The organism is Mumia xiangluensis, assembly GCF_010994095.1.
Taxonomy (GTDB): domain Bacteria; phylum Actinomycetota; class Actinomycetes; order Propionibacteriales; family Nocardioidaceae; genus Mumia; species Mumia xiangluensis.
This window is the reverse complement of record NZ_WJYO01000001.1, coordinates 622073-644894: the sequence shown is the minus strand read 5'-3', so window position 1 is coordinate 644894 and position 22822 is coordinate 622073. Positions and strand designations below refer to the sequence as shown.

Below are 22822 nucleotides of genomic sequence, written 5' to 3'. Positions count from 1 at the left end.
GGTGGATTCGGAGGGTGCGTGGGCGCCGCACTGTGTGCGACCGCTCCGTCGCACACACCTGCCCGATACGATCAGGTGGACGCGCAGTGCTCTTGTCCGAAAGAGTACGCGTGATCGGACGCCGACCGGCACCGACGACTGGAGGGAGTCGCAGCGATGGGAGTGCTGCAGCGCTTCGAGCAGCGCCTCGAGAATGCTGTGTCGGGTGCGTTCGCGCGGGTGTTCCAGAGCGCCGTGCAGCCCGTCGAGATCGCAGCCGCGCTGCAGCGTGAGCTCGACAGCGGCGCGCAGATCCTCTCGCGCGACCGCGTCCTCGTCCCGAACGACTTCACCGTCGAGCTCGCCGAGACCGACTACGAGCGGCTCGCCCCGTACGGCGGCACCTTGTCCGGCGAGCTCTCCGAGCTTGTCCACGAGCACGTCGCCGAGCAGCACTACACGCTCGCAGGCCCGCTCAAGATGGAGTTCGTGCACCAGCCCGACCTGACGACGGGCCGGTTCCGCATCCGCTCGCGTGCGTCCGCCGCAGTGACGCCAGCCGCCGGTGTCCGGATGACCGACACCGCCGTCGCCAAGGCGCCGCTCGTGCTCGAGGTCAACGGCGTGCGCCATCCCGTCGAGCCGCCCGGCGTCGTCATCGGCCGCGGCACCGAGGCCCAGCTGCGCATCAACGACCCCGGGGTGTCGCGGCGCCACGCGCAGGTCCGGCTGACCGTGGAGGGCGCGGGCGTCCGGGTCGCCATCGAGGACCTCGGCTCGACCAACGGCATCGTGGTCGACGGTCGCCGCGTGAGCCACGCCGTGCTGTCGGACGGATCCCGGATCCAGCTCGGCAACACGCTCATCGTCGTCCGCAACCCCCACGCGCGCCCGGGTCCGCCCGTCGGCCCGACCGGCCCTGTGGGGCCCGCCGGCGCCCCGCCCGGCCCGATGCCGTCCTCAGGACCGTTCCCACCCGCCGGACCACCGCCGCAGGCAGGTCCGCAAGGCGGTCGCTGGTGACCGACCTGACGCTGACCCTCATCCAGCTCGGATTCCTCGCGGTTCTCTGGCTGTTCGTCCTGTCCGCCGTGTCCGTGATCCGGTCCGACATCTTCGGCGCCAAGGTCGACACGCCCCGCGCCCCGAAGCAACCGCGCCAGAAGGCCCCGAAGCAGAAGGCACCGAAGGGCGGGCGCAAGCCCAAGCGCGGCATGCCTTCGACGCTCGTCGTCATCGACGGCCCGAACGCCGGCCAGATGGTCCCGGTCACGGGCGCCGACATCCTCCTGGGGCGCGGCACCGATGCGGCGATCAGGCTCGACGACGACTATGTGTCGACGCGTCACGCGCGCTTCTCCACGAACGGCCAGCAGTGGTACGTCGAGGATCTCGGCTCCACCAACGGCACCTACCTGGGCAACCAGCGCGTGACGTCCCCCGTCCCGGTCGACCTGGGCGTCGCGGTGCGCCTCGGCAAGACCGTGGTCGAGCTCCGGAAGTAGGCGGTGTCGTGACGACCCAGCAGCTTCGCCTCGGCTACACCTACGTCGCGCTCTCCGACGTGGGACGCCGCCGGTCGTCCAACCAGGACTCCGGTTTCGCCAGCCAGCACCTGCTGGTGATCGCCGACGGCATGGGCGGAGCCGCGGCCGGCGACCTCGCGTCGTCGGAGGTCATGCACGTCGTACGCCGCCTGGACGGTCCGCCGTCGGGTGACGTGATCGAGGCGCTGGCCGGAGCCGTGCACCGCGCGAACGACCGCCTCGCCGAGGTCATCGAGGAGGACCCGAGCGTCGAAGGCATGGGCACGACGCTGACCGCGCTGCTCTGGAACGGCACGACGTTCGGCCTGGCCCACATCGGCGACTCTCGCGCGTACCTGATGCGCGAGGGCCAGCTGCACCAGATCACCAAGGACCACACGCTCGTCCAGAGCCTCGTCGACGAGGGGCGCCTGACGCGCGAGGGTGCGCGCACGCACCCCAACCGGTCGCTCATCCTGCGGGTGCTGCTCGGCCGGGACGAGTCCGAGCCCGACCTGACGATGATCGAGCCCCAGGTCGGTGACCGATACCTCCTGTGCAGCGACGGCCTGTCCGACATGGTCGACGACCACGGCATCGCCGACGTGCTGCGGAGCGCTCCGAACGTCGACGCCGCGGCGGTCGACCTCGTGCAGCGCGCCCTCGCGGCCGGCGGCGCCGACAACGTCACCGTCATCCTCGGCGAGATGATCGACCTCGATGCCCCGCCCGACCCGACGCTGGCGAGCGCCGACGGCCAGCCGATGCTCGTCGGGGCAGCGGCCGAGCAGGTCCGCCGCGGCGGCTCCCAGACCCGTACGGCGACGAGCCTCGACCCGGTCGACGCAGCCGAGACGACCGACGAGGCCGACCGAGAGGTCGACGGCAGCCGTCGCGAGGTCAACGACCCCGAGGCGCTCCGCTACGCGCCGCGGCCGCCCCGCCGACACCCGTGGCTCCGTCGCCTGGGTCTGGCAGTCGTCGTCGTCGGCCTGCTCGCCCTCGCCGGCAAGCTCGCCTACGACTGGACTCAGGACCAGTTCTACGTCGGCACGTCCGACGGCAACGTCACCATCTTCCGTGGCATCCAGGCCGACGTGCCCCTGATCGACCTCGACAGCGTCGAGGAGGTCACGGAGGTCACGGTCGCGTCGCTCCCGACCTTCCGCGCCGAGCAGGTCGAGAAGGGCATCGCCTCCTCGTCGCTCGACGACGCGCGTGACACCGTCCAGCAGCTGCGCGAGATCGCTGCGCTGTGTGCCGACCCCGCCCAGGCGAGCGCCCCCGGCGCGGAGTGCGGTGGTGTCGAATGAGCACCAGCTCCGCCCCGAACAGCGTCGTCTACCGCAAGCGCCGAGGCGCCGAGGCGGTCCTCGTCGCGCTCGCGCTGCTGATCGTGATCGCCGCGTTCTGCGCGGTCGGCCTCGGCGCGCGCGACCGGATCCCCGGGTTCGTGTTCGGCCTCTCCGTATGCCTCGTCGTGATCGCGGTCGCGACCCACCTCGTCGTACGCTTCGTCGCCCCGTACGCCGACCCCGTCCTCGTGCCGCTCGTCGTCACCCTCAACGGGCTCGGCGTCGCGATGATCTACCGGATCGACCTCGCCGAGCTCGACCGGTCCGGCGCGGACGCCAACCAGTTCGCGGGGAGGCAGGTGCTCTGGACCGCGCTGGGCCTGGCCCTGTTCGTGGCCGTCCTGCTGATCGTGCGCGACCACCGCAAGCTCCAACGATTCACCTACACGTTCGGTCTGATCGCGTTCGTCCTGCTGATCCTGCCGCTCCTCCCCGTCATCGGCACCGAGATCCACGGAGCGCGGATCTGGGTCCGGATCGGCCCGTTCAGCCTGCAACCGGGCGAGTTCGCCAAGATCTGCCTCGCGATCTTCTTCGCCGGCTACCTCGTCGTGAAGCGTGACGCGCTTGCCCTGGCCGGTCGCCGGTTCATGGGGATCGACTTCCCACGCGGCCGTGACCTCGGTCCCATCCTCGTCGCCTGGCTCGTCAGCCTCGGGGTGCTCGTGTTCCAGCGCGACCTCGGCTCGTCGCTCCTCTTCTTCGGCCTGTTCGTGGTGATGCTCTACATCGCCACCGAGCGTCCCGGCTGGCTCGTCGTCGGCACGACGCTGTTCCTCGGCGGCGCCACCTTCGCAGCGATGACGTTCGGCCACGTCCAGGTCCGCATCGACGCCTGGCTCCACCCGTTCCCCGTCACCGACGGCACCTACCAGCTCGTCCAAGGCCTGTACGGCATGGCGTGGGGTGGTCTCCTGGGCCGAGGGCTCGGGCAGGGCAGCCCCGAGATCACACCCTTCGGCTACTCCGACTTCATCTTCGCGTCCATCGGCGAGGAGCTCGGCCTGGCCGGCGCGATGGCCGTCATCTTGATGTACGCGCTGATCGTCGAGCGTGGTCTCCGCACCGCGCTGCTCTGCCGTGACGCCTTCGGCAAGCTGCTCGCCGCCGGTCTCGCCGTGTCGATCGCGCTGCAGGTCTTCGTCGTCGTCGGCGGCGTCACCCGTGTCATCCCGCTGACCGGCCTCACCACACCGTTCCTCTCGTACGGCGGTTCCTCGATCCTCGCGAACTGGGCGATCATCGCGCTGCTGCTCCGCATCAGCGACCAGAGCCGCCGTCCACCGCCGGAGTCCGCTCCGCTGCAGATGGACGACGCGACCCAGGTGGTGAAGCTGTGAACCGGCCGATCCGCGTGATGTCCATCGTCTGCCTGGCGCTGTTCGTGTCGCTGCTGCTCGCCGTCAACTACATCCAGTTCGTCGACGCCGAGACCCTCAACGCCAAGAACGGCAACAAGCGCGTGATCGACGACGAGTTCTCGCGCGAGCGTGGTCCGATCCTCGTCGGCGACCGCCCGATCGCCGAGAGCGTCCCGGTCGACGACCAGTGGCAGTTCCAGCGTCGCTACCCGGACGGCAAGCTGTACGCCGACATCACCGGCTACTTCAGCTACACCTACGGCCGCAGCGCGCTCGAGCAGTCGCAGAACTCGATCCTGTCCGGCAGCGACAGCCGCCTGTTCGTCAACCGCGTGGTCGACCTCATCGGCTCCAACCAGCCTCGCGGCGGCAGCGTGTCGCTGACCATCAACCGCAAGGCGCAGCGCGCGGCCGCCGAAGGGCTCGCCGACCTCCCCGGTGACGCGAAGGGCGCCGCCGTGGCGATCGACCCCAGCACCGGTGCGGTGCTCGCGATGACCGGCACGCCCACCTACAACCCGAACGTCCTCGCGAGCCACGACCTCACGGCCGTCTCGGACGCGTGGGAACGGCTCAACGCCAACGAAGACCAGCCGATGCTGAACCGCAGCACCCAGCAGAGCCTCCCGCCGGGGTCGACATTCAAGATCATCACCGCCGCGGCAGCCATGGAGAAGCTCGGCCTCAAGCCGGACAGCACGGTCAAGGGCGGGTCGTCCCTGTCGGCACCCGGTTTCGGGTCGTACGAGCTGGTGAACCAGGGCGGCGGCAACTGCGGCGGCAAACAGATCACGCTCACCCAGGCGCTCGAGGTCTCCTGCAACGTGACGTTCGGTGACCTGTCGATGCAGGTCGGCCAGGCCGGCATGCAGGACCAGGCCGACGCGTTCGGCTTCTCGCGGCGCCCGATCGACCAGGTTCCGAGCAACGCGAGCCAGTTCACGACCGACCGCGACAAGGAGCTCGAGCCGCCGCAGCTCGCGCAGAGCGGTATCGGTCAGTACGAGGTCTCGGCCACGCCGCTGCAGATGGCCATGGCCACCGGCGCCATCGCCAACGGCGGAGCGCTGATGCAGCCGTACCTCGTGTCGACGGTGCGCTCGCCGGACCTCAAGACGATCGAGACCGCGGAGCCCGAGAAGATCCGGGACGCGATCTCCGGCGGGACAGCCGCTGGGCTGAGTCAGATGATGGTTGACGTGGTCGACAACGGCACCGGTGCGCCAGCCGCGATCTCGGGCGTCGAGGTCGGCGGCAAGACGGGGACCGCGCAGTCCACGCCTGATCGTCCCCCGTACGCGTGGTTCGTCTCGTTCGCACCCGCCGACGACCCCAAGGTCGCCGTCGCGGTCGTGGTCGAGTCGTCCAGCACGGGGCGCGACGACATCTCCGGCGGCCGCCTGGCGGGGCCCATCGCGAAGTCGATCATCGAGGCGGTGATCGGCCGATGACTTGGCCTCTGACACGGGCGCTCACCGCCCAACCGCTATTTTTGAGCAGTTGCCTTGAAGGAAGCAGGAGACGATGACCGAAACGCCCACCGGCCCCGGACAGGGCTACGCAGGGCCGCCAGGAGCGTACGGCCGCCTCGGCGACCGCTACGAGATCGGCGGTCTGCTGGGCAGTGGCGGCATGGCCGAGGTCCGGATCGGCCGTGACCTTCGTCTGGGCCGCACGGTGGCGATCAAGCGCCTCCGCACCGACCTGGCCAGCGATCCCACCTTCCTCGCACGGTTCCGCCGCGAGGCGCAGTCGGCAGCCGCACTGAACCACCCGTCGATCGTCGCCGTGTACGACACAGGTGAGGCCACCGGACCCGACGGCCACACCGTGCCGTTCATCGTCATGGAGTACGTCGAGGGCCGGACCCTGCGCGACCTGCTGCGCGAGATGGAGCGCGAGGGCCGCAAGATCCTGCCCGAGCGCACGCTGGAGATCACCGCCGACATCCTCGCGGCGCTCGACTACAGCCACCGTGCCGGCATCATCCACCGAGACATCAAGCCTGCCAACGTCATGCTGACGCCGTCGGGCCAGGTCAAGGTGATGGACTTCGGGATCGCCCGGGCCATCGCGGACACCTCCTCGGCGATGACGCAGACGGCCGCCGTGGTCGGCACCGCTCAGTACCTCTCCCCGGAGCAGGCGCGTGGCGAGACCGTCGACGCGCGCAGCGACATCTACTCCACCGGCTGCCTCCTCTACGAACTGCTCACCGGCCGCCCGCCGTTCCAGGGCGACAGCCCGCTCTCGGTGGCCCTCCAGCACGTGCGTGAGCAGGCGCCGCCGCCCTCGGCGTTCAACCCCGAGGTCACGCCGGTCGTGGACCGGGTCGTCGCGACCGCGCTCGCGAAGCGCACCGACGAGCGCTACCAGAGCGCCGCAGCCATGCGTGCCGACATCGAGCGCGTGCTGTCCGGTCAGCCGACCGCAGCATCGGCTGCGCCGACCGCGCAGTACGCCGCCGTCCCGCCCGCCGCCGCGACCGAGGCCCTCGCCCCCGCCGTCCTCCCGTCACCCGACGAGGACGAGGACGGCAAGAGCAGGCGGTGGATCTGGATCCTGTCTGTGATCGCCGCCCTCCTCGTCGTCGGTGGAGCTGCATGGGGCATCCCCAAGCTCATCGGCGACAACGACCCGCCGCCGGTGGCGAAGGTCGAGATGCCCGACGTCGTCGGCATGGACCGGGCCGACGCCGAGCGCCGGCTCACCGGCGACGAGTACGGCTTCACGATGGGCGCGGTCACCGAGCAGCCCAACGCCGAGGTGGAGGCCGGCAAGGTCGTCTCGACCGACCCGCCCGCGGGGATGGACACGCCCAAGGGTGCCGACACCGAGGTCTCCATGGTGGTCAGCACCGGACCCGAGCAGGTGGAGGTCCCGTACCTCATCGGCAAGAAGGCCAAGCAGGCCAAGGAGGAGCTCGATGCGCTCGGCCTCAAGGCCGAGGTCGTCACGCAGGAGTCCGACGCCCCGAAGAACGAGATCCTCAAGACGGATCCTGTTCCCGGGGAGATGGTCGACCCGGGCACGTCGGTCACACTGACCGTCTCTGCCGGCAAGACCGACGTCCCCGACGTCGTCGGCAAGATGCGCGACGAGGCCGAGCAGATCCTGAAGGACGCGGGCTTCGAGGTGCGCGTCATCGAGACGGCGTCCGACCAGCCGCCCGGCACCGTCACCGAGCAGATCCCGGGTGCGGGCGAGCAGGCCGACGCCGGCGACCAGATCATCCTCACGGTCTCCACCGGCCCGGCGACGACCGACCCCACCAACCCTGAGGTCCCGACGGATCCGACCGATCCCCTCTTCCCTGAGGACGACGGCGGATAGCCACGACGATCGGTGTGACATGACGGAGGCCCTGGGATCAGCTGATCCCAGGGCCTCCGTCTTCCACAGGGCTTATCCCCAGTGTGGAGAACTACACCGGTGTAAGTCGTGCGGGTGAAGTTCTGTCATTCGCCCGGCGGCGTCATTCCCACTTCATCGCGAAGCCGAAGGCCGCGACGATGAAGCCCATCCCGATCACGAGGTTCCAGGAGCCGAGCTCCTTCATGCCAGGGATCTCGTTGCCGGCGACGTAGAACGCGACGATCCACACCAGGCCGATCACTGCGCACGCAATCATCAGCGGCGCCGCCCAACGGTTGCCGATCTTGACCGGCTTCGCGGGCTTGCGAGGCTCCTTGGCAGGAGCTGCCGCCGCCTCACGCTTCGCGGGATTCCCCGAACGCGCTGCAGACTTCTTGGACTCGGCTTCGGACACTCAGGACACCTCGACAGGGAAGGGCACGCCCCAGACGGGCGGGCTGGACAGTTGGCTCTGTCCGCTAGCGTAGTCGGCGCACCTCGGGTCGAGAAGGAGAGCACCCGTGACGGTCCCGGACGACGACGCGAAGCCGCCTCGGCAGCGGCCTCGTACGCAGCCGCGCAGCCCGTGGCGGATCGCCGTGCCCGTCACGACCGCGCTCGCCGGCATCCTCCTGGTGACCAGTGCGATCAGCGCGGAGGGCGACGACCTCCGCAAGGAGGTCACGGACCTGCCGACCCTGCTCGACCAGCGCCGCGACAAGGTCGCATCCCAGCAGCAGGTGGTCGACGACCTCGGCCGACAGATCGAGTCCCTCACCGACGAGGTCGACAACACCGCCGTCGTCGAGGCGCGTCGCGAGGTCCAGGCGCTCCGCGCGCAGGCCGGATTCACCGAGGTCACCGGCCCCGGCCTTCGGATCGTGCTCGAGGACGCGCCACGCGACGTCGACGAGCCGGGCCTCGACCCCAACCTGCTCGTGGTGCACCAGCAGGACATCCAGGCCTTCGTCAACGCCCTGTGGGAGGGAGGCGCCTCAGCGGTCACGGTCCAGGGACAGCGGCTCATCTCGACGACCGGCATCAAGTGCGTCGGCAACACCGTCATCCTGAACGGCGTGCCCTACTCCCCGCCGTACGTGATCGAGGGCGTCGGCGACATCTCCGACCTGTACGCCGGCCTGAGCCGGTCGGGAGCCGTGGAGATCTATCGCGACTACGCCGAGCGCTACCGGCTGGGCCTCGACATCGACGCCAAGACGGAGATCGTCGCGCCCGCGTTCTCCGGCACCGTCGACCTGAAGTACGCGACGCGCATCGACTAGGCGAGCTGCAGCGTCCGGGCGACGGTCGCGCCGACGATCCCGACCCACACGGCGCCGAACACGGCGTACTGGACGAGGTTGCGGCGCTCGCGCGGGGCGTACGCGAAGGCGGCACCGAAGACGAGGCCGGTCACGAACCCGCCGAGGTGGCCCTGCCAGCTGATGTCGAGACCGGGGAGGAACGTGATGACGACGTTGATCGCCAGCAGCGCGAAGAGGCCGCGTACGTCCTGCCCCTGCTTGTACATGATGACCAGCGCCATGCCGAACAGCGCGAAGATCGCACCGGAGGCTCCGAGGGTCGGCGTGTGGACACCCGACAGCCAGTAGACGAAGACCGACGCCGCCACGGCCGACGTGAGGTACGCGGCGAGGAAGCGCGCCGTCCCGAGATAGCGCTCGAGCACCGGGCCGAAGAGATAGAGCGCGTACATGTTGAAGCCGATGTGCAGGATGCTCGCGTGCAGGAACGCTGACGTCAGCATCCGCCAGTACGCGCCGTCGGCGACACCGTCGAGAGCGGCGAGCGACCCATCCGGCAGTTGGAAGACGCCGCCGTCGGCGAGCATCACTCCCCACTGGTACAGCGGGCTGAGCCAGAGACCGCCGGTCACCGACATGATCAGGTACGCGGCGACGTTGATGCCGATCAGCGTCGTCGACACGACCCCCGGGCGCCCGGGCACCAGGCCGCCACCGGCCGTACGCGCCTGGCGCACGTGGGCCTGACCTTCACGCAGGCACTCGGGGCACTGGTAGCCGACCGAGGCCTCGTTCATGCAGTCCGGGCAGATCGGCCTCCCGCACCGCTGGCACGCGATGTAGGTCTCGCGGTCCGGGTGCCGGTAGCACCGGGGCGGCACCTGCTGAGGCGCCGCCCCGGTGTCGAAGGGGGGTTGTGTCATCGCGGTGTCGTCCGACGGAGCGTGCTCAGGCCTCGGTGACGACGACCGACTCGATGACGACCGGCTCGGACGGGCGGTCCATGCGGCCGGTCGGAGTCGTGCCGATCGCGTCGACGACGGCCTTGCTCTCGTCGTCGACGACCTCGCCGAAGATCGTGTGGCGACGGTTGAGGTGCGGCGTCGGCACGGTCGTGATGAAGAACTGCGAGCCGTTCGTGCCCGGGCCGGCGTTCGCCATCGCGAGCAGGTAGGGGCGGTCGAACTGGAGCTCGGGGTGGAACTCGTCCTCGAACTGGTAGCCCGGTCCGCCGGTGCCGGTGCCGAGCGGGTCGCCGCCCTGGATCATGAACTGGTCGATGACGCGGTGGAAGGTGGTCCCGTCGTACAGCGGGGCGTTGCTCTCCTCGCCGGTGCTCGGATCACGCCAGGTCTTGGAACCGGTCGCAAGCCCCACGAAGTTGTCCACGGTCTTGGGTGCGTGGTTCGGGAAGAGCTTGATGGTGATGTCACCACGGTTGGTCTTCAGGGTCACAGACTGGTCAGCCACGATTGCCTCTCGTCTCCGTTGCTACTGCGCCCATCCTCCCACGCACGCCCCAGCGCCGAGCCATCAGAGCCGACCCATCAGCGGTGGCACCGCCACATCGGTACGGTGGAACGAGACCACGCCGTTCCACGGAAAGGCCCATCATGTTGCTGCGCAAGAAGAAGTCCAAGGGCGAGGCTCTCGCCGAGAAGGCCGGGGAGCTCTGGGAGAGCGCCTCCCAGTCCGTCTCCGACGCGGCGGACTCGCTCGCCAGCACCGTCGGTCCCAAGATCGAGGAGGCGCGCGAGGCGGCTTCGCCTGTCGTTGCCCAGACGGTTGCCGACACCCAGGCCCAGGCGAAGCACGCCAAGGAGCTGTCGAAGCGCAAGGCCAGGAAGGCGCAGAAGCGAGCCGCCGAGCTCGCCGTCGTTGCCGCCACGGCCGCGGCGACGAAGGCCCAGGCGGTTGCCGACGACGTCCCGGACGAGCCGAAGAAGAAGAAGCACCGCGTACGCAAGCTCTTCTTCGTCGCCGCGATCGGCGGCGCGATCGCGTTCGCCGCGAAGAAGCTGACGTCGTCGCCGTCCGGCGGCACGTACACGCCCCCGCCGCCGCCGCCGGAGCCGGTGCGACCGACCGAGAAGGTCACCCCGCCGCCGAGCCCGTCGGCACCGCAGCCGCCGGATGCCCTCGACGACGACGCCGCCCAGACCGACCCCGGCACCACGTCGACGTCGTCGTCCGACAAGATCTGAGGGTGACTGTCACCCTGACTCGTGATCCGGGCGGTGCCGCGACCCTCACGTTCGCGGCACCGCCGGTCAACCTCTACTCGCTCGAGCTCCACCAGGCGTTCGAGGACGCCCTGGACGACCTCGCGTCCGCCCCGCCCCGTGCGCTGCTGATCCGCGCCGAGGGCAAGGTCGTGTCGGGCGGGGTCGACGTCTCGCTGTTCGACGCCCAGACGTCGGCGGCCGAGGGCAAGGTCCTCTTCGACCGCATGCTCGAGCTGCCGCTGCGCATCGCAGCGCTCGACTATCCCGTCGTGTTCGCGGCGCACGCGCTGTGCCTCACGTGGGCGCTCGAGGTCGCCCTCGCGTGCGACATCATCGTCGCCTCCGACCGGGCGAAGTTCGGCCTGGTCGAGAAGGTCGTCGGCCTCACCCCGACGATGGGCGGCACGCAGCGCCTCGCGTCGCGGGCCGGCATCGGTCGCGCGAAGGAGTTCGTGATGACGGGCGACCTCTACCCCGCCGCGACGCTCGAGCAGTGGGGGGTCGTCAACCGCGTGCACCCGGTCGACCAGTTCGACGACGCGGTCGCCGCGCTGCTGACCTCGCTGGCAGCGGGGCCGACGCGCGCTCACGCGGCGACCAAGGACGTCCTGCGAGCAGTCGAGCGTGGTGGAGTCTCGGCGGCCGACGCAGAGATCACCTCGCTCGCCGCGGCGCTCTACGACACCGAGGACATGCGCAACGCGATCCGGTCTTTCCTGGCAGACGGCCCCGGCAACGCGACGTTCGCCGGGCGCTGACCGCACCAGGCGGCGGCTACTGGGCGGCGGCCGCCTCGGCCTCCGCCTCGTACGTCGCCCACAGCGCCTTGGTGTGCTGCGTGGCCCGGTGCTCGGCCCAGAACGACACGAACGGGATCGTCGCGAGGATCATCGTGGTGAGCGTGAACCCGACGGTCCAGCCGGCCTGCCGCGAGAGGATCGCGGTGATCACGAGCAGGACCATGTAGAAGACGCCGTGGATCGGGGAGATCGAGGCGGTGAACTCGCCGAGGTCGTACAGCGAGGTGCCCTCGGTGGCGATCATCTTGATGATCCAGCCACCGACGACGGCGATCACGAAGAAGCTGACGACGAGCGCGAGGATCCGGTACGCGGTGAGTGTCTTGGGCACCGTTCGAGGGTACCTTCGGCGCTCAACGCACCGACGACGTGTCTTCGCGAGGATCGGGCTGCCGGCCGGCGGCGCGCGCTCGCGCGGCCTCGTGTGCGGCCCGCTTGGCCGCCGGCACGCGCGAGGGCTGCGGTCCGCCGCCACGGCCGGAACGGCGTACGTCCTGGCACATGCGCCACCACATGAAGATCGCGAACGCGCCGAAGATCCACCACTCGATCGCGTAGAAGAGGTTGCGGATCCCGGCCGTGCTGTCGACCACCGGCGGCGGGATCTCCGCGGGCGTCAGCCCGGCGGTGTCCGCGGGATCCTGCGTGGTGACGATCCCGTAGCCGCCGTACAGGTCGTACGGCATCGCGTTGACCAGGCGCGGGATGCGGACGCCGTCGAGGGTGCGCGTGTCCTCGTCGAAGGCGCCACCGCGAGCGTCGCCTGGCTGGAGCACCGCCTCGATCGCGACGGTGCCCGTCGGGACCGCCGGGAAGGCGCCCGCCCCGATCTCCGGCCTCCACCCGCGGACGACGAGCATCGCCGCCGGGCGGTCCGACGTCGACTCGGCGCCGTCGACGACGACCGGCGCGACGAGCCAGTAGCCGTTGTGCCCGTCCTGCTCACGGCCGTACACCCACACCTGCTCGTCGGCCGGACCGTACGTCCCGCTGAAGGTCACGTGCTGGTAGCCGGCCGAGGTCGTGAAGGGGTCGTCCGGCTCGAGCACCTCCGACAGCGGCTTCGCCGGCGCGTCCTGCTGCGAGACCCCGGCTTCCGCGCGGCGGTCGTCGTACACACCCATCTGCCACAGGCCCAGCGACACCGTGAAGGCGACCGCGGCGACGACCAGGGCGTGCAGGCCCCACAGTCGCGGCGACAACCACCCCACGGGGCGAGGGGACGGGGCAGAGGGTGCGCTCACGCCAGCGGTGCCAGCGACGGGTAGAGCGGGAAGCGCTCGGTCAGAGCGGCGACGCGCTTGCGCAGCGCCTCGATGTCCCCGATCTCCGGCTTGAGCGCCTCGGCGAGAATGTCGGCGACCTCGCGGAACTCCTCGGCGCCGAAACCACGCGTCGCGAGCGCGGGCGTGCCGAGCCGGACGCCGGAGGTGACCATCGGCGGCCGCGGGTCGAAGGGCACGGCGTTGCGGTTGACCGTGATGCCGACCTCGTGGAGACGGTCCTCGGCCTGCTGACCGTCCAGCGCCGAGTCGCGCAGGTCGATCAGGACGAGGTGGACGTCCGTGCCGCCGGTGAGCACGCTGACCCCCGCCGCACGCATGTCGTCGGCGCTGAGCCGCTCGGCGATGATGCGGGCTCCCTCGAGGGTGCGCTCCTGGCGCTCCTTGAACTCCGGCTGCGCGGCCATCTTGAACGCGACGGCCTTCGCGGCGATCACGTGCTCGAGCGGGCCACCCTGCTGACCGGGGAAGACCGCCGAGCGGATCTTCTTGCCGATCTCCTCGTCGTTGGTGAGGACCACGCCGCCGCGCGGTCCACCGAGCGTCTTGTGCGTCGTCGAGGTGACGACGTGCGCATGCGGCAGCGGGCTCGGGTGGAGGCCCGTCGCGACGAGCCCGGCGAAGTGCGCCATGTCGACCATGAGCTTGGCACCCACCTCGTCGGCGATCGCGCGGAACTCGGCGAAGTCAAGCTGGCGCGGGTAGGCGGACCAGCCGGCGATGATCAGCTGCGGGCGGTGCTCGACCGCCAGGCGACGCACCTCGTCCATGTCGACGCGGAGCGTGGCCTCGTCGACGTGGTAGGCGACGACGTTGTAGAGCTTGCCGGAGAAGTTGAGGCGCATGCCGTGGGTCAGGTGGCCGCCGTGCGCGAGATCGAGACCCAAGATGGTGTCGCCGGGCTTGATGAGCGCGTGCATGGCGGCGGCGTTGGCCTGCGCGCCCGAGTGCGGCTGGACGTTGACATAGGTCGCGTCGAACAGCGCCTTGAGCCGGTCGATGGCGAGGTTCTCGGTGATGTCGACGAACTCGCAACCACCGTAGTAGCGCTTGCCCGGGTATCCCTCCGCATACTTGTTGGTCATCACACTGCCCTGAGCCTGCAGCGCGGCCAGGGGCGCGAAGTTCTCCGACGCGATCATCTCGAGGGTGTCGCGCTGGCGACCGAGCTCGGCGTCGATGGCGGCAGCGACCTCGGGATCGAACTCGGCGAGCGACTGGTTCAGCGCGGACGGCTGGTTGGTGGTCATCGACAGACTCCTGGGCACGGCGACGGGCGGAAAGCGGAGGATCCGGCCCTCCCAGCGTAACGGGCACCACCGCACGTCGACCGCGCGCGTCGAGCCCCGGACGCCTCACGGCCCAGATAACAGTCGCGTGAAGGTTGGGCGTCTGTCCTAGGTGGTCGCTGCCGTCAGGAGTAGCGTGCCGTGCGGCTGTCCGCCCGGCGGACATCCTTACCGATGGGCCCGGTCGAACACGAAATCTTTCGGCCGTGCCCCTCTGACCCGAGGAGAACGACGTGAACAAGCTGAGAGCAGCAGCGGCGATCGCTGGCGCCACGGCCCTGGCCGTGAGCGCCTCGGCGTGCGGCGCAGGCAACAACAGCGACGACGAGGGATCCAGCTCCGGCGGAGGAAGCATCGTCGTCGGCACCACCGACAAGGTCGTGTCGATCGACCCAGCGGCGTCGTACGACAACGGCTCGCTGATGGTCCAGACGCAGGTCTACCAGTACCTGCTGAACTTCCCCGAGGGTGAGACGGAGCCCCAGCCGGACGCCGCCGAGAAGTGCGAGTTCGATACCCCGACGACGTACACCTGCACCATCAAGGACGGGCTGACGTTCGCCAACGGCAACCCGCTGACGGCGAAGTCCGTGGCGTTCTCGTTCCAGCGCATCGTCGACATCGAGGATCCGAACGGCCCGGCCTCGCTGCTGGTCAACATGGCGGGCGTCGAGGCGAAGGACGACAAGACCGTCGTCTTCACGCTCAAGACGCCGAACGACCAGACCTTCCCACAGGTCCTGGTGACCTCAGCCGGTCCGATCGTCGACGAGCAGACCTACCCCGCCGACAAGGCGCTGAGCGACGACGAGGCCGTCGAGGCGCAGGGCTTCTCCGGTCCCTACACGATCGGGAAGTACGAGAAGGGCCAGCTGGCCGAGTTCAAGGCGAACGACGACTACGACGGCGCCTACAACGACCCCCAGATCGACACGGTCACGCTGAAGACGTACGCCGACAGCAACAACCTCAAGCTCGACATCGAGAAGAAGAACATCGACGTGGCCTGGCGCTCGCTGACGCCGACCGACATCGAGAGCCTCGACGGCACCGACGGCGTCACCGTCCACAAGGGGGCCGGTGGCGAGCTCCGCTACATCGTCTTCAACCTGAAGACGATGCCGGGCTCGGACGACGCTCAGAAGCTGGCGATCCGCAAGGCCGTCGCATCGTCGCTCGACCGCGACGCGATCTCCGAGCAGGTCTACAAGGGTACCTACGTGCCGGCGTACTCGCCGATCCCTGAGGGTCTGCCGGGCGCCACGGAGGCGTTCAAGGACCTGTACGGAGAGAAGCCGGACAAGGCCGCGGCCGAGAAGTTCCTCTCCGACGCCGGGGTCAAGACGCCGGTCACGATCGCTCTCCAGTACAACCCTGACCACTACGGCGGCAGCTCCGACCAGGAGTACAACGAGGTCAAGCGTCAGCTGGAGGACACGGGCCTCTTCACGGTCGACCTGCAGTCGGCCGAGTGGACGACGTACAACGCGGAGCGCGTCAAGGACTCGTACCCGGTCTACCAGCTCGGCTGGTTCCCGGACTTCCCGGACGCGGACAACTACGTGACGCCGTTCTACGACAAGGGCAACTTCATCGGGAACCACTACGAGGATCCCCAGATGACCGCCCTTCTCGCCGCAGAGCGCACGGAGCCCGACAAGGCCAAGCGCGAGGAGATCCTCGGCCAGGTCCAGCAGCTCGCTGCCGAGCAGATCTCGACGCTGCCGCTGCTCACGGGCGCGCAGGTCGCGGTCGCGACCGACGACGTGAAGGGCGTGGAGAACACGCTCGACGCGGCGTTCAAGTTCCGGCTGACGTCGCTGTCGAAGTGACGACGACCGAGGTTTGAGCAGCACCTGAGTGGGGGCGGGTCCCGGCCGACTGGCCGGGGCTCGCCCTGCTCGTCTGCACTCCCGAAAAGCACTCTCGTGGAAAGTTGAGCCGATGGCGACCACTGAGCTCTTGACCGGGTCCGAGCAGCCCGACGCGCCCCGGGCCCGGCGCCGCTCCGGCGGCCTGAGTCCGCTGACCCGCTACCTCCTCGTGCGGCTGGCGCTGGTGATCCCGATGGTCTGGATCCTCGTCACGTTCGTGTTCTTCCTGATGCGCGTGATCGGCGACCCGATCAGTGCCGCGCAGGGCGGGCGCCTGACCCCGGAGCAGATCGACGAGCGCAAGGCTGCGGCAGGCCTCGACGCTCCGCTGATCCAGCAGTACTGGGACTACCTGACCGGGATCCTCCACGGGGACTTCGGCACCGCGATGACCGACGGGCGTGCGATCTCCGACGTCCTGATCGTGAACGGTGCAGCCACGCTCGAGCTCGCCTTCTGGGCGCTCCTCGTGGCCTTCTCGCTCGGCGTCCCGCTCGGGCGCCTCGCCGCGCGCCACCGCGACACCTGGCCCGACGCGACGCTGCGAGTGTTCTCGATCCTCGTCTACGCCGCCCCAGTGTTCTTCGTCGGCCTGCTGCTCAAGCTGGCCTTCGTGCCGCTCGGACTCCCGGTCGCGGGGCGCGCCAGCACGTCGGTCGAGCTGGCGCTGCAGGACGTCGACCCGCAGACGCACATCATGATCGTCGACGCGATCCTGTGGGGCGACCCCGCGTACGTCTGGGACGTGCTCAAGCACGCGATCCTCCCCGCGATCGCACTGGGCCTGCTGACCGGCGGCATCTTCCTGCGTCTGGTCCGCGTCAACCTGATCGACACGCTGCGCACCGACCACGTGACGGCGACGCGTGCCCGCGGCATCCCCGAGCGCCGTGTGGTCAAGAAGCACGCCTACCGCAACGCGCTCGTCCCGGTGGTCACCGTGATGGGTCTTCAGGTGGCGTTGCTGCTCGGCGGCGCGGTCCTCACCGAGACGACGTTCGAGTGGCAGGGGCTCGGCTACACGCTGGCCGACTACCTGGTGAAGCGCGACTTCATCGCCGTCCAGGGCATCGTCACCGTGATCGCCATCATCGTGGCCGTCGCCAGCCTGCTGATCGACGTCATCGTCGCGTTCGTCGACCCCCGCGTGCGGTTCTGAGGAGACACCGATGATCTCACTGCTCAAGTCCACCCGCGGTCTCCAGCGCGGGATGCTCGTCGCCGGCCTCATCCTGGTCTCGGTGTTCCTGATCCTCGCGGTCTTCGCGCCCTGGCTGGCGCCGTACGGGTTCAACGAGACCCGTGTCGACGGCGTCCCCTTCGGCACCCAGCAGCCACCGTCGGCCGAGCACTGGTGGGGTACCACCGTCGGTGGCCAGGACGTGCTGTCGCGGGTGATCTACGGGGCACGCACCGCGGTCGCGGTGATCGTCCTCGCGGTCTCGTTCTCGCTCGTCATCGGCGTGCCACTGGGCCTACTGTCCGGCTTCCTGTCAGGCCCGGTCGACCGGGCGCTCGTGCTGGTGATGGACGCCTTGTACGCGTTCCCGTCGCTGCTGCTGGCGATCGTGGTCGCGATCGTGGTCGGAGGCGGCTCGTCCGGAGTGGTCGGGGGTGTCCTCGCGGCAGCGATCGCGCTCACCGTCGTCTTCATCCCGCAGTACTTCCGCGTGGTCCGCAACGCCACTCTCGCGGTGAAGGTGGAGCCGTACGTCGACGCGGCACGCGTCGTCGGCACCCGGACGCCGCGCATCCTCTTCCGTCACATCCTCGCCAACGTCCGCCAGTCGGTCCCGGTCATCGCCACACTCAACGCGTCGGAGGCGATCCTCACGCTCGCGGCCCTCGGCTTCCTCGGCTTCGGCATCGAGCCGTCGTCGGCTGCCGAGTGGGGATACGACCTCAACAAGGCGATGTCCGATGCCACCAACGGCATCTGGTGGACGGGTGTCTTCCCCGGCATGGCCATCGTCCTGATGGTGATGGGCGTGACGCTGGTCGGCGAGAGCCTCAACGACGTCCTCAACCCGCTGCTCAAGGCACGCGGGGGCGACACCACCACCTCGGACGAGGAGGAGATCAGCGCCGAGTACGCCGCCGCCGTCGCGGAGGCGGGCCTGGACTCGGAGGTGGCCGAGGAGGCCGCCGCCGTGGACGAGGACGTACGCCGTGTGGCGACGCTGAGCCTCACCGACCTCGCGGTCACCTTCCGTACCGGTGCAGCACCGGTCCATGCGGTCAAGGGCGTCAGCTTCGACGTCGCCCCGGGCGAGGTGGTCGCGGTCGTCGGCGAGTCGGGTTCCGGCAAGTCGGTGACCTCGCGTGCCGTCATGGGTCTGCTGCCGGCGACGGCGGTGGTCTCGGGCTCGGCGCTGCTGCGCGCCGGCTCCGGCGGCGACTCGCGCGAGATGATCGGGATGTCGGAGCGCAAGCTCCGCACCGTCCGAGGCGACCAGGTGTCGATGATCTTCCAGGAGCCCGGTACGGCGCTGGACCCGGTCTACACCGTCGGCTGGCAGCTCGTGGAGATGATCCGCACGCACCGCGACATCTCCAAGAAGGAGGCGCGGGCGCGGGCGGTCGAGCTCCTCGACCTCGTCGGTCTGCCGGACCCGGAGCGGCGGGTGGACTACTACCCGCACCAGCTGTCCGGCGGCCAGAAGCAGCGGGTGATGATCGCGATGGCGATCGCGCTCGAGCCGGACGTCATCATCGCCGACGAGCCGACCACCGCGCTCGACGTCACCGTGCAGGCCGCCATCATCGAGCTGCTGCTCGACCTGCGCGACCGGCTCGGCACGGCGATCGTCCTCATCACCCACAACATGGGGGTCGTCGCCGACGTCGCGGACCGCGCCGTCGTGATGTACCGGGGCGAGATCGTCGAGCAGGCACCGGTCGACCGGCTGTTCGCCGCTCCGCGTCACCCGTACACGCGCCGGCTGCTCGACGCCGTGCCCCACCTCGGCCAGGGTGTCGGCGCGCCGCCGGTGGCGGAGGACGCGCCGGCGGTGCTGACCATGCAGGGGGTGACCGTCGAGTTCGCCGGTCGCCTCGGACAGCCGTCGTTCCGCGCCGTCGACGACGTGGACCTCGTCGTGCGTCGTGGTGAGGTCCTCGGTCTCGTCGGTGAGTCGGGGAGCGGAAAGTCGACGCTCGGTCGCGTGGCCGTCGGCCTGCAGAAGGCGACGGAGGGCGCGGTTCTCATCGGGGACGTGGACATCACGTCGCAGTCCGACCGTCGGCTCCGGTCGATGCGCGGACGCTTCGGTTTCGTCTTCCAGGACCCGGCGGCCTCACTCAATCCTCACCTCACGATCAGCGAGTGCGTCGCCGAGCCGCTGAAGGTGCAGAGCGACCTGTCGGCCTCCGATCAACGGGCCAAGGTCGCCGCCCTGCTCGACCGCGTCCAGCTGCCGTCGTCGTACGCCGGCCGGTACCCGCACGAGCTGTCCGGTGGACAGCGGCAGCGGGTGAGCCTCGCCCGTGCGCTCGCGCTCGATCCCGACCTGTTGATCGCGGACGAGCCGACGTCGGCCCTCGACGTGTCGGTCCAGGCGAAGGTGCTCGACCTGTTCTCCGAGCTGCAGCGCGACCTCCAGTTCGCCTGCCTCTTCATCAGCCACGACCTGGCGGTGGTCGACGCGCTCGCCAACCGTGTCGCCGTGATGCGCCACGGGCGGATCGTCGAGGAGGGGACCCGGCAGGAGGTGCTGCACGCACCGCGCGAGGAGTACACCCGCCAGCTCATCGCCGCGGTGCCCGTGCCGGACCCCGCGGAGCAGCGCCGTCGACGCGCTGCCCGGGGAGCGCTGCTCACCGACGTGGAGTGACCGTCCGGCGGCGGGCGCCCGTTCCGGCGTCCGTCGCCGACCGCCGCCGCGGCTATCGTTCCTGCCATGGCTTCCTACCGGCGATTCGTGGCGCTCGGCGACAGCACGACGGAAGGCGTGGGGGACACCCCGTACGCGGACGGTGCACCGCGCGGGTGGGCCGACCGGTTCGCCGTGCTGCTCGCCGAGGCCGATCCGGCGACGACGTACGCCAACCTCGCCGTACGCGGGAAGGTGACTGCCGAGGTCCGCGCCGAGCAGCTCGGGCCGGCGCTCGCGCTCGAACCCGACCTGGTGAGCCTCGTCGTCGCGATGAACGACCTCATCCGGCCGACGTTCTCCGCTGAGCGCATCGTCGCCGACGTCGACGCGATGGTCGGGCCGCTACGGCGTCAGGGTGCCACCGTCCTTCTGATGACGTTCCCGGACCTGTCGGCCGTCTCACCCGTCGGCCGAGCGCTGCGGGGACGCGTCGCCGCCCTGAACCGCGGGTTCCGCACCATCACCGCACGGTACGGCGCCACGTTGCTCGACATCGCGACCGTCCCCACCGCGGGCGACCCCCGGGTGTGGGCCGACGACCGGCTGCACCTCAACCCCGACGGGCACGCCCTGCTCGCGGCGGCCATGGCGTCGACCGCCGGCCTTCCCGACGCCGGTCGGGCGTGGCAGGAGCCCCTGCCGCCGCCCGTACGCGTCGGTGCGCGGGAACGCGTCGGCACCGAGGTGTCCTGGTACCGCGCGCACGTCGGACCGTGGCTCGGACGCCGGCTCACCGGACGGTCGTCGGGCGACGGCCGTACGGCGAAGCGTCCGTTGCTCCAACCGGTGCTGCCCGCCGGGCAGCACGACGCGACGTAGCCGCCGGTCCGGCATACGGTCGAACCATGCGAGTCGGCATCGTCATCCTTCCGGACCAGCGCTGGGAGGTCGCCGGGACCCGGTGGCGGCGTGCTGAGGAGTACGGCTTCGCCCACGCGTGGACGTACGACCACATCGGGTGGCGCGACCTCGTCGACGGCCCGTGGTTCGATGCGGCGGTCACCTTGACCGCTGCCGCGGCGGCGACGTCGTCCCTGCGGCTCGGCACGCTCGTCGCGTCCCCGAACTTCCGTCACCCCGTGCACTTCGCCCGCGAGGTGACAGCGCTGGACGACGTGTCCGGCGGTCGCTTCATGCTCGGCGCGGGAGTGGGCGGGCTGAACTACGACGCCGCCGTCCTCGGACAACGACCACTGACACCTCGCGAGCGGGTCGACAGGTTCGGTGAGTTCCTGGATCTCCTCGACCGGATCCTGCGCGGCGAGCATGTCACTCACGAGGGCGCCTACTTCTCCGCCGTGGACGCCCGAGGGACACCGGGGTGCGTCCAGGTTCCGCGTGTGCCCTTCGTCGTCGCCGCAACGGGCCCACGAACGATGCGGCTCGCCGCACGGTACGGCGCAGGCTGGGTGACGACCGGCGGCGCGAGCCGCGATCTGGAGGCCTGGTGGGCGGAGACCGCGGCGCAGACGCATCAGCTGGATGCGGCTCTGGAGGCAGAGGGGCGGCAACCAGGGTCGATCGATCGCTACCTCCTCCTCGATCCGGGTGCGCCCGTCTACTCGCTGTCGAGCGTCGCGTTTCTCACCGAGGCGGTGGAGCGGGCCGCCGGGCTCGGCTTCACCGACGTCGTCACGACCTGGCCGCGTGAGTCGGGATGGTTCGCCGGGGACGAGTCGGTGCTCGACGACGTAGCGACGACGCTGCTCGACGCACGGTCTGCGATGTGAAACCGCTCCTGCTCCTGAGCATCCGCGAGGACGATGATGCCGCCGACGAGGAGTACGCCGCCTTCCTGCGCTTCGGCGACCTGACCGAGGAGTCGCTGCGGCGCGTCCGGATGGAGAAGGGCCCGCTCGGCACCGTCGAGGTCGACGACTACGCAGGCATCGTGCTCGGAGGCGGACCCTTCAACGCGAGCGATCCCGACGATGCCAAGTCGGTGGTCCAGCGCCGTGTCGAACGGGAGCTCGCCGACCTCCTCGACGTGGTGGTCGCACGGGACCTGCCGTTCCTCGGCGCCTGCTACGGCATCGGAGTCCTCGGCACCCACCAGGGCGCGACGGTCGACCGCGAGTTCGCTGAACCGATCAGCAGGGTCCCGGTGACCCTGACCGAAGCCGGCCGTGCGGATCCGGTGTTCGCGAGCCTTCCGAGCACCTTCGACGCGTTCGTCGGCCACAAGGAGGCGATCAGCGCTCTGCCGCCCCGCGCGGTCGTGCTCGCCTCGTCGCCCCTCTGTCCTGTGCAGGCCTTCCGGGTGGGGCGGCACGTCTACGCGACGCAGTTCCATCCCGAGCTCGACGTCGAGGGGCTCTGCACCCGCATCACGACGTACCGGCACCACGGCTACTTCGAGCCGTCCGAGCACGACGCCCTCCACGCCATGGCGCGTGCCAGCGTCGTGGTCGACCCTCCCACGGTCGTACGTCGCTTCGTGGCCGTGGCCCGCGAGCGCGGGGCCGGACAGCACGAAGGCCGGACCCCCTGAGGGATCCGGCCTTCGTCGATCTCGTCGGAGATCACAGTGTGGAGCTGAGGGGACTCGAACCCCTAACCCCCTGCTTGCAAAGCAGGTGCGCTACCAATTGCGCCACAGCCCCGGACGGCGCCGGCGCGAGGTGCGCCAGCTGACT

The 22822-nt window shown here is 69.9% G+C and carries 21 protein-coding genes and 1 tRNA gene; 15 read left to right on the top strand and 7 right to left on the bottom strand.

Annotation, left to right across the window (positions count from 1 at the left end):
• The first annotated feature begins 156 nt into the window (after window positions 1-156).
• The 6 genes from GH747_RS02925 to pknB all read left to right on the top strand — a co-directional run bounded on the left by GH747_RS02925 (window position 157) and on the right by pknB (window position 7554).
• On the top strand, window positions 157-1002 hold the full coding sequence (locus tag GH747_RS02925; RefSeq protein ID WP_323740620.1) for a DUF3662 and FHA domain-containing protein: 846 nt from the start codon (window positions 157-159) through the stop codon (window positions 1000-1002).
• Window positions 999-1484 (top strand): FHA domain-containing protein FhaB/FipA, encoded by a 486-nt coding sequence (locus tag GH747_RS02920; protein ID WP_149768048.1) that lies wholly within the window; start codon window positions 999-1001, stop codon window positions 1482-1484. The genes GH747_RS02925 and GH747_RS02920 overlap by 4 nt, the downstream gene beginning before the upstream one ends.
• A gap of 8 nt (window positions 1485-1492) precedes the next feature.
• Complete coding sequence (locus GH747_RS02915) at window positions 1493-2818, top strand: PP2C family protein-serine/threonine phosphatase (protein WP_149768047.1); 1326 nt, start codon at window positions 1493-1495, stop codon at window positions 2816-2818.
• A complete protein-coding gene (locus GH747_RS02910) occupies window positions 2815-4200 on the top strand; it encodes an FtsW/RodA/SpoVE family cell cycle protein (protein WP_149768046.1) in 1386 nt (461 codons plus the stop codon). The genes GH747_RS02915 and GH747_RS02910 overlap by 4 nt, the downstream gene beginning before the upstream one ends.
• The gene (locus GH747_RS02905; RefSeq protein WP_149768045.1) at window positions 4197-5672 is read left to right on the top strand and encodes a peptidoglycan D,D-transpeptidase FtsI family protein; all 1476 of its coding nucleotides are present in this window, start codon (window positions 4197-4199) and stop codon (window positions 5670-5672) included. Before GH747_RS02910 ends, GH747_RS02905 begins: the two co-directional genes overlap by 4 nt.
• A 73-nt stretch (window positions 5673-5745) precedes the next feature.
• On the top strand, window positions 5746-7554 hold the full coding sequence (gene pknB / locus GH747_RS02900) for a Stk1 family PASTA domain-containing Ser/Thr kinase (protein WP_149768044.1): 1809 nt from the start codon (window positions 5746-5748) through the stop codon (window positions 7552-7554).
• Window positions 7555-7696: 142 nt separating this feature from the next.
• Here pknB and GH747_RS02895 read toward each other — a convergent pair whose 3' ends face one another.
• Window positions 7697-7990 (bottom strand): cell division protein CrgA, encoded by a 294-nt coding sequence (locus tag GH747_RS02895; RefSeq protein ID WP_149768043.1) that lies wholly within the window; start codon window positions 7988-7990, stop codon window positions 7697-7699.
• 106 nt (window positions 7991-8096) lie between these two features.
• Between GH747_RS02895 and GH747_RS02890 the strand changes: the two genes are divergently transcribed.
• The gene (locus tag GH747_RS02890; protein ID WP_149768042.1) at window positions 8097-8858 is read left to right on the top strand and encodes a DUF881 domain-containing protein; all 762 of its coding nucleotides are present in this window, start codon (window positions 8097-8099) and stop codon (window positions 8856-8858) included.
• Here GH747_RS02890 and GH747_RS02885 read toward each other — a convergent pair.
• The gene (locus GH747_RS02885) at window positions 8855-9763 is read right to left on the bottom strand and encodes a rhomboid family intramembrane serine protease (RefSeq protein WP_149768041.1); all 909 of its coding nucleotides are present in this window, start codon (window positions 9761-9763) and stop codon (window positions 8855-8857) included. The two genes, GH747_RS02890 and GH747_RS02885, sit on opposite strands and share 4 nt — an antisense overlap.
• Before the next feature lie 25 nt (window positions 9764-9788).
• Window positions 9789-10310, bottom strand: a complete 522-nt coding sequence (locus GH747_RS02880) for a peptidylprolyl isomerase (RefSeq protein ID WP_205602732.1) — start codon at window positions 10308-10310, stop codon at window positions 9789-9791.
• Between the two features lie 143 nt (window positions 10311-10453).
• Between GH747_RS02880 and GH747_RS22150 the strand changes: the two genes are divergently transcribed.
• Window positions 10454-11044, top strand: a complete 591-nt coding sequence (locus GH747_RS22150; RefSeq protein WP_149768039.1) for a hypothetical protein — start codon at window positions 10454-10456, stop codon at window positions 11042-11044.
• Between the two features lie 2 nt (window positions 11045-11046).
• Window positions 11047-11823, top strand: coding sequence for an enoyl-CoA hydratase/isomerase family protein (locus GH747_RS22145; protein ID WP_149768038.1), 777 nt, complete (start codon window positions 11047-11049; stop codon window positions 11821-11823).
• 16 nt (window positions 11824-11839) lie between these two features.
• Here GH747_RS22145 and GH747_RS02865 read toward each other — a convergent pair whose 3' ends face one another.
• The 3 genes from GH747_RS02865 to glyA are packed head-to-tail and all read right to left on the bottom strand — an operon-like array spanning window position 11840 to window position 14398.
• Window positions 11840-12196 (bottom strand): DUF3817 domain-containing protein, encoded by a 357-nt coding sequence (locus tag GH747_RS02865; RefSeq protein WP_163695260.1) that lies wholly within the window; start codon window positions 12194-12196, stop codon window positions 11840-11842.
• Window positions 12197-12218: 22 nt separating this feature from the next.
• Complete coding sequence (locus tag GH747_RS02860; RefSeq protein ID WP_149768036.1) at window positions 12219-13076, bottom strand: SURF1 family protein; 858 nt, start codon at window positions 13074-13076, stop codon at window positions 12219-12221.
• Between the two features lie 29 nt (window positions 13077-13105).
• Window positions 13106-14398: a serine hydroxymethyltransferase gene (gene glyA / locus GH747_RS02855; RefSeq protein WP_149768035.1), complete on the bottom strand. Its 1293-nt coding sequence runs from the start codon at window positions 14396-14398 to the stop codon at window positions 13106-13108.
• Between the two features lie 272 nt (window positions 14399-14670).
• On the opposite strand from glyA, the gene GH747_RS02850 reads away from it, so the two are divergent.
• The 6 genes from GH747_RS02850 to GH747_RS02825 all read left to right on the top strand — a co-directional run bounded on the left by GH747_RS02850 (window position 14671) and on the right by GH747_RS02825 (window position 22677).
• On the top strand, window positions 14671-16269 hold the full coding sequence (locus GH747_RS02850; protein ID WP_149768034.1) for an ABC transporter substrate-binding protein: 1599 nt from the start codon (window positions 14671-14673) through the stop codon (window positions 16267-16269).
• 112 nt (window positions 16270-16381) lie between these two features.
• Window positions 16382-17470 (top strand): ABC transporter permease, encoded by a 1089-nt coding sequence (locus GH747_RS02845; protein WP_149768033.1) that lies wholly within the window; start codon window positions 16382-16384, stop codon window positions 17468-17470.
• 10 nt (window positions 17471-17480) lie between these two features.
• Window positions 17481-20144 (top strand): ABC transporter ATP-binding protein/permease, encoded by a 2664-nt coding sequence (locus tag GH747_RS02840; RefSeq protein ID WP_228552744.1) that lies wholly within the window; start codon window positions 17481-17483, stop codon window positions 20142-20144.
• A 66-nt stretch (window positions 20145-20210) separates the two neighbouring features.
• Entirely contained in the window at window positions 20211-21005 is a 795-nt protein-coding gene (locus GH747_RS02835; protein ID WP_149768032.1) for an SGNH/GDSL hydrolase family protein, read from the top strand.
• A gap of 26 nt (window positions 21006-21031) precedes the next feature.
• Window positions 21032-21916 carry an LLM class flavin-dependent oxidoreductase gene (locus GH747_RS02830; protein ID WP_149768031.1) on the top strand — a complete coding sequence of 295 codons (885 nt, stop codon included), beginning with the start codon at window positions 21032-21034 and terminating at the stop codon, window positions 21914-21916.
• Window positions 21913-22677 (top strand): glutamine amidotransferase, encoded by a 765-nt coding sequence (locus tag GH747_RS02825; protein ID WP_149768030.1) that lies wholly within the window; start codon window positions 21913-21915, stop codon window positions 22675-22677. The genes GH747_RS02830 and GH747_RS02825 overlap by 4 nt, the downstream gene beginning before the upstream one ends.
• 39 nt (window positions 22678-22716) lie before the next feature.
• Here the strand turns inward: GH747_RS02825 and GH747_RS02820 are convergent.
• Window positions 22717-22789: transfer RNA gene (locus tag GH747_RS02820), tRNA-Ala, on the bottom strand.
• Between the last annotated feature and the right edge of the window lie 33 nt (window positions 22790-22822).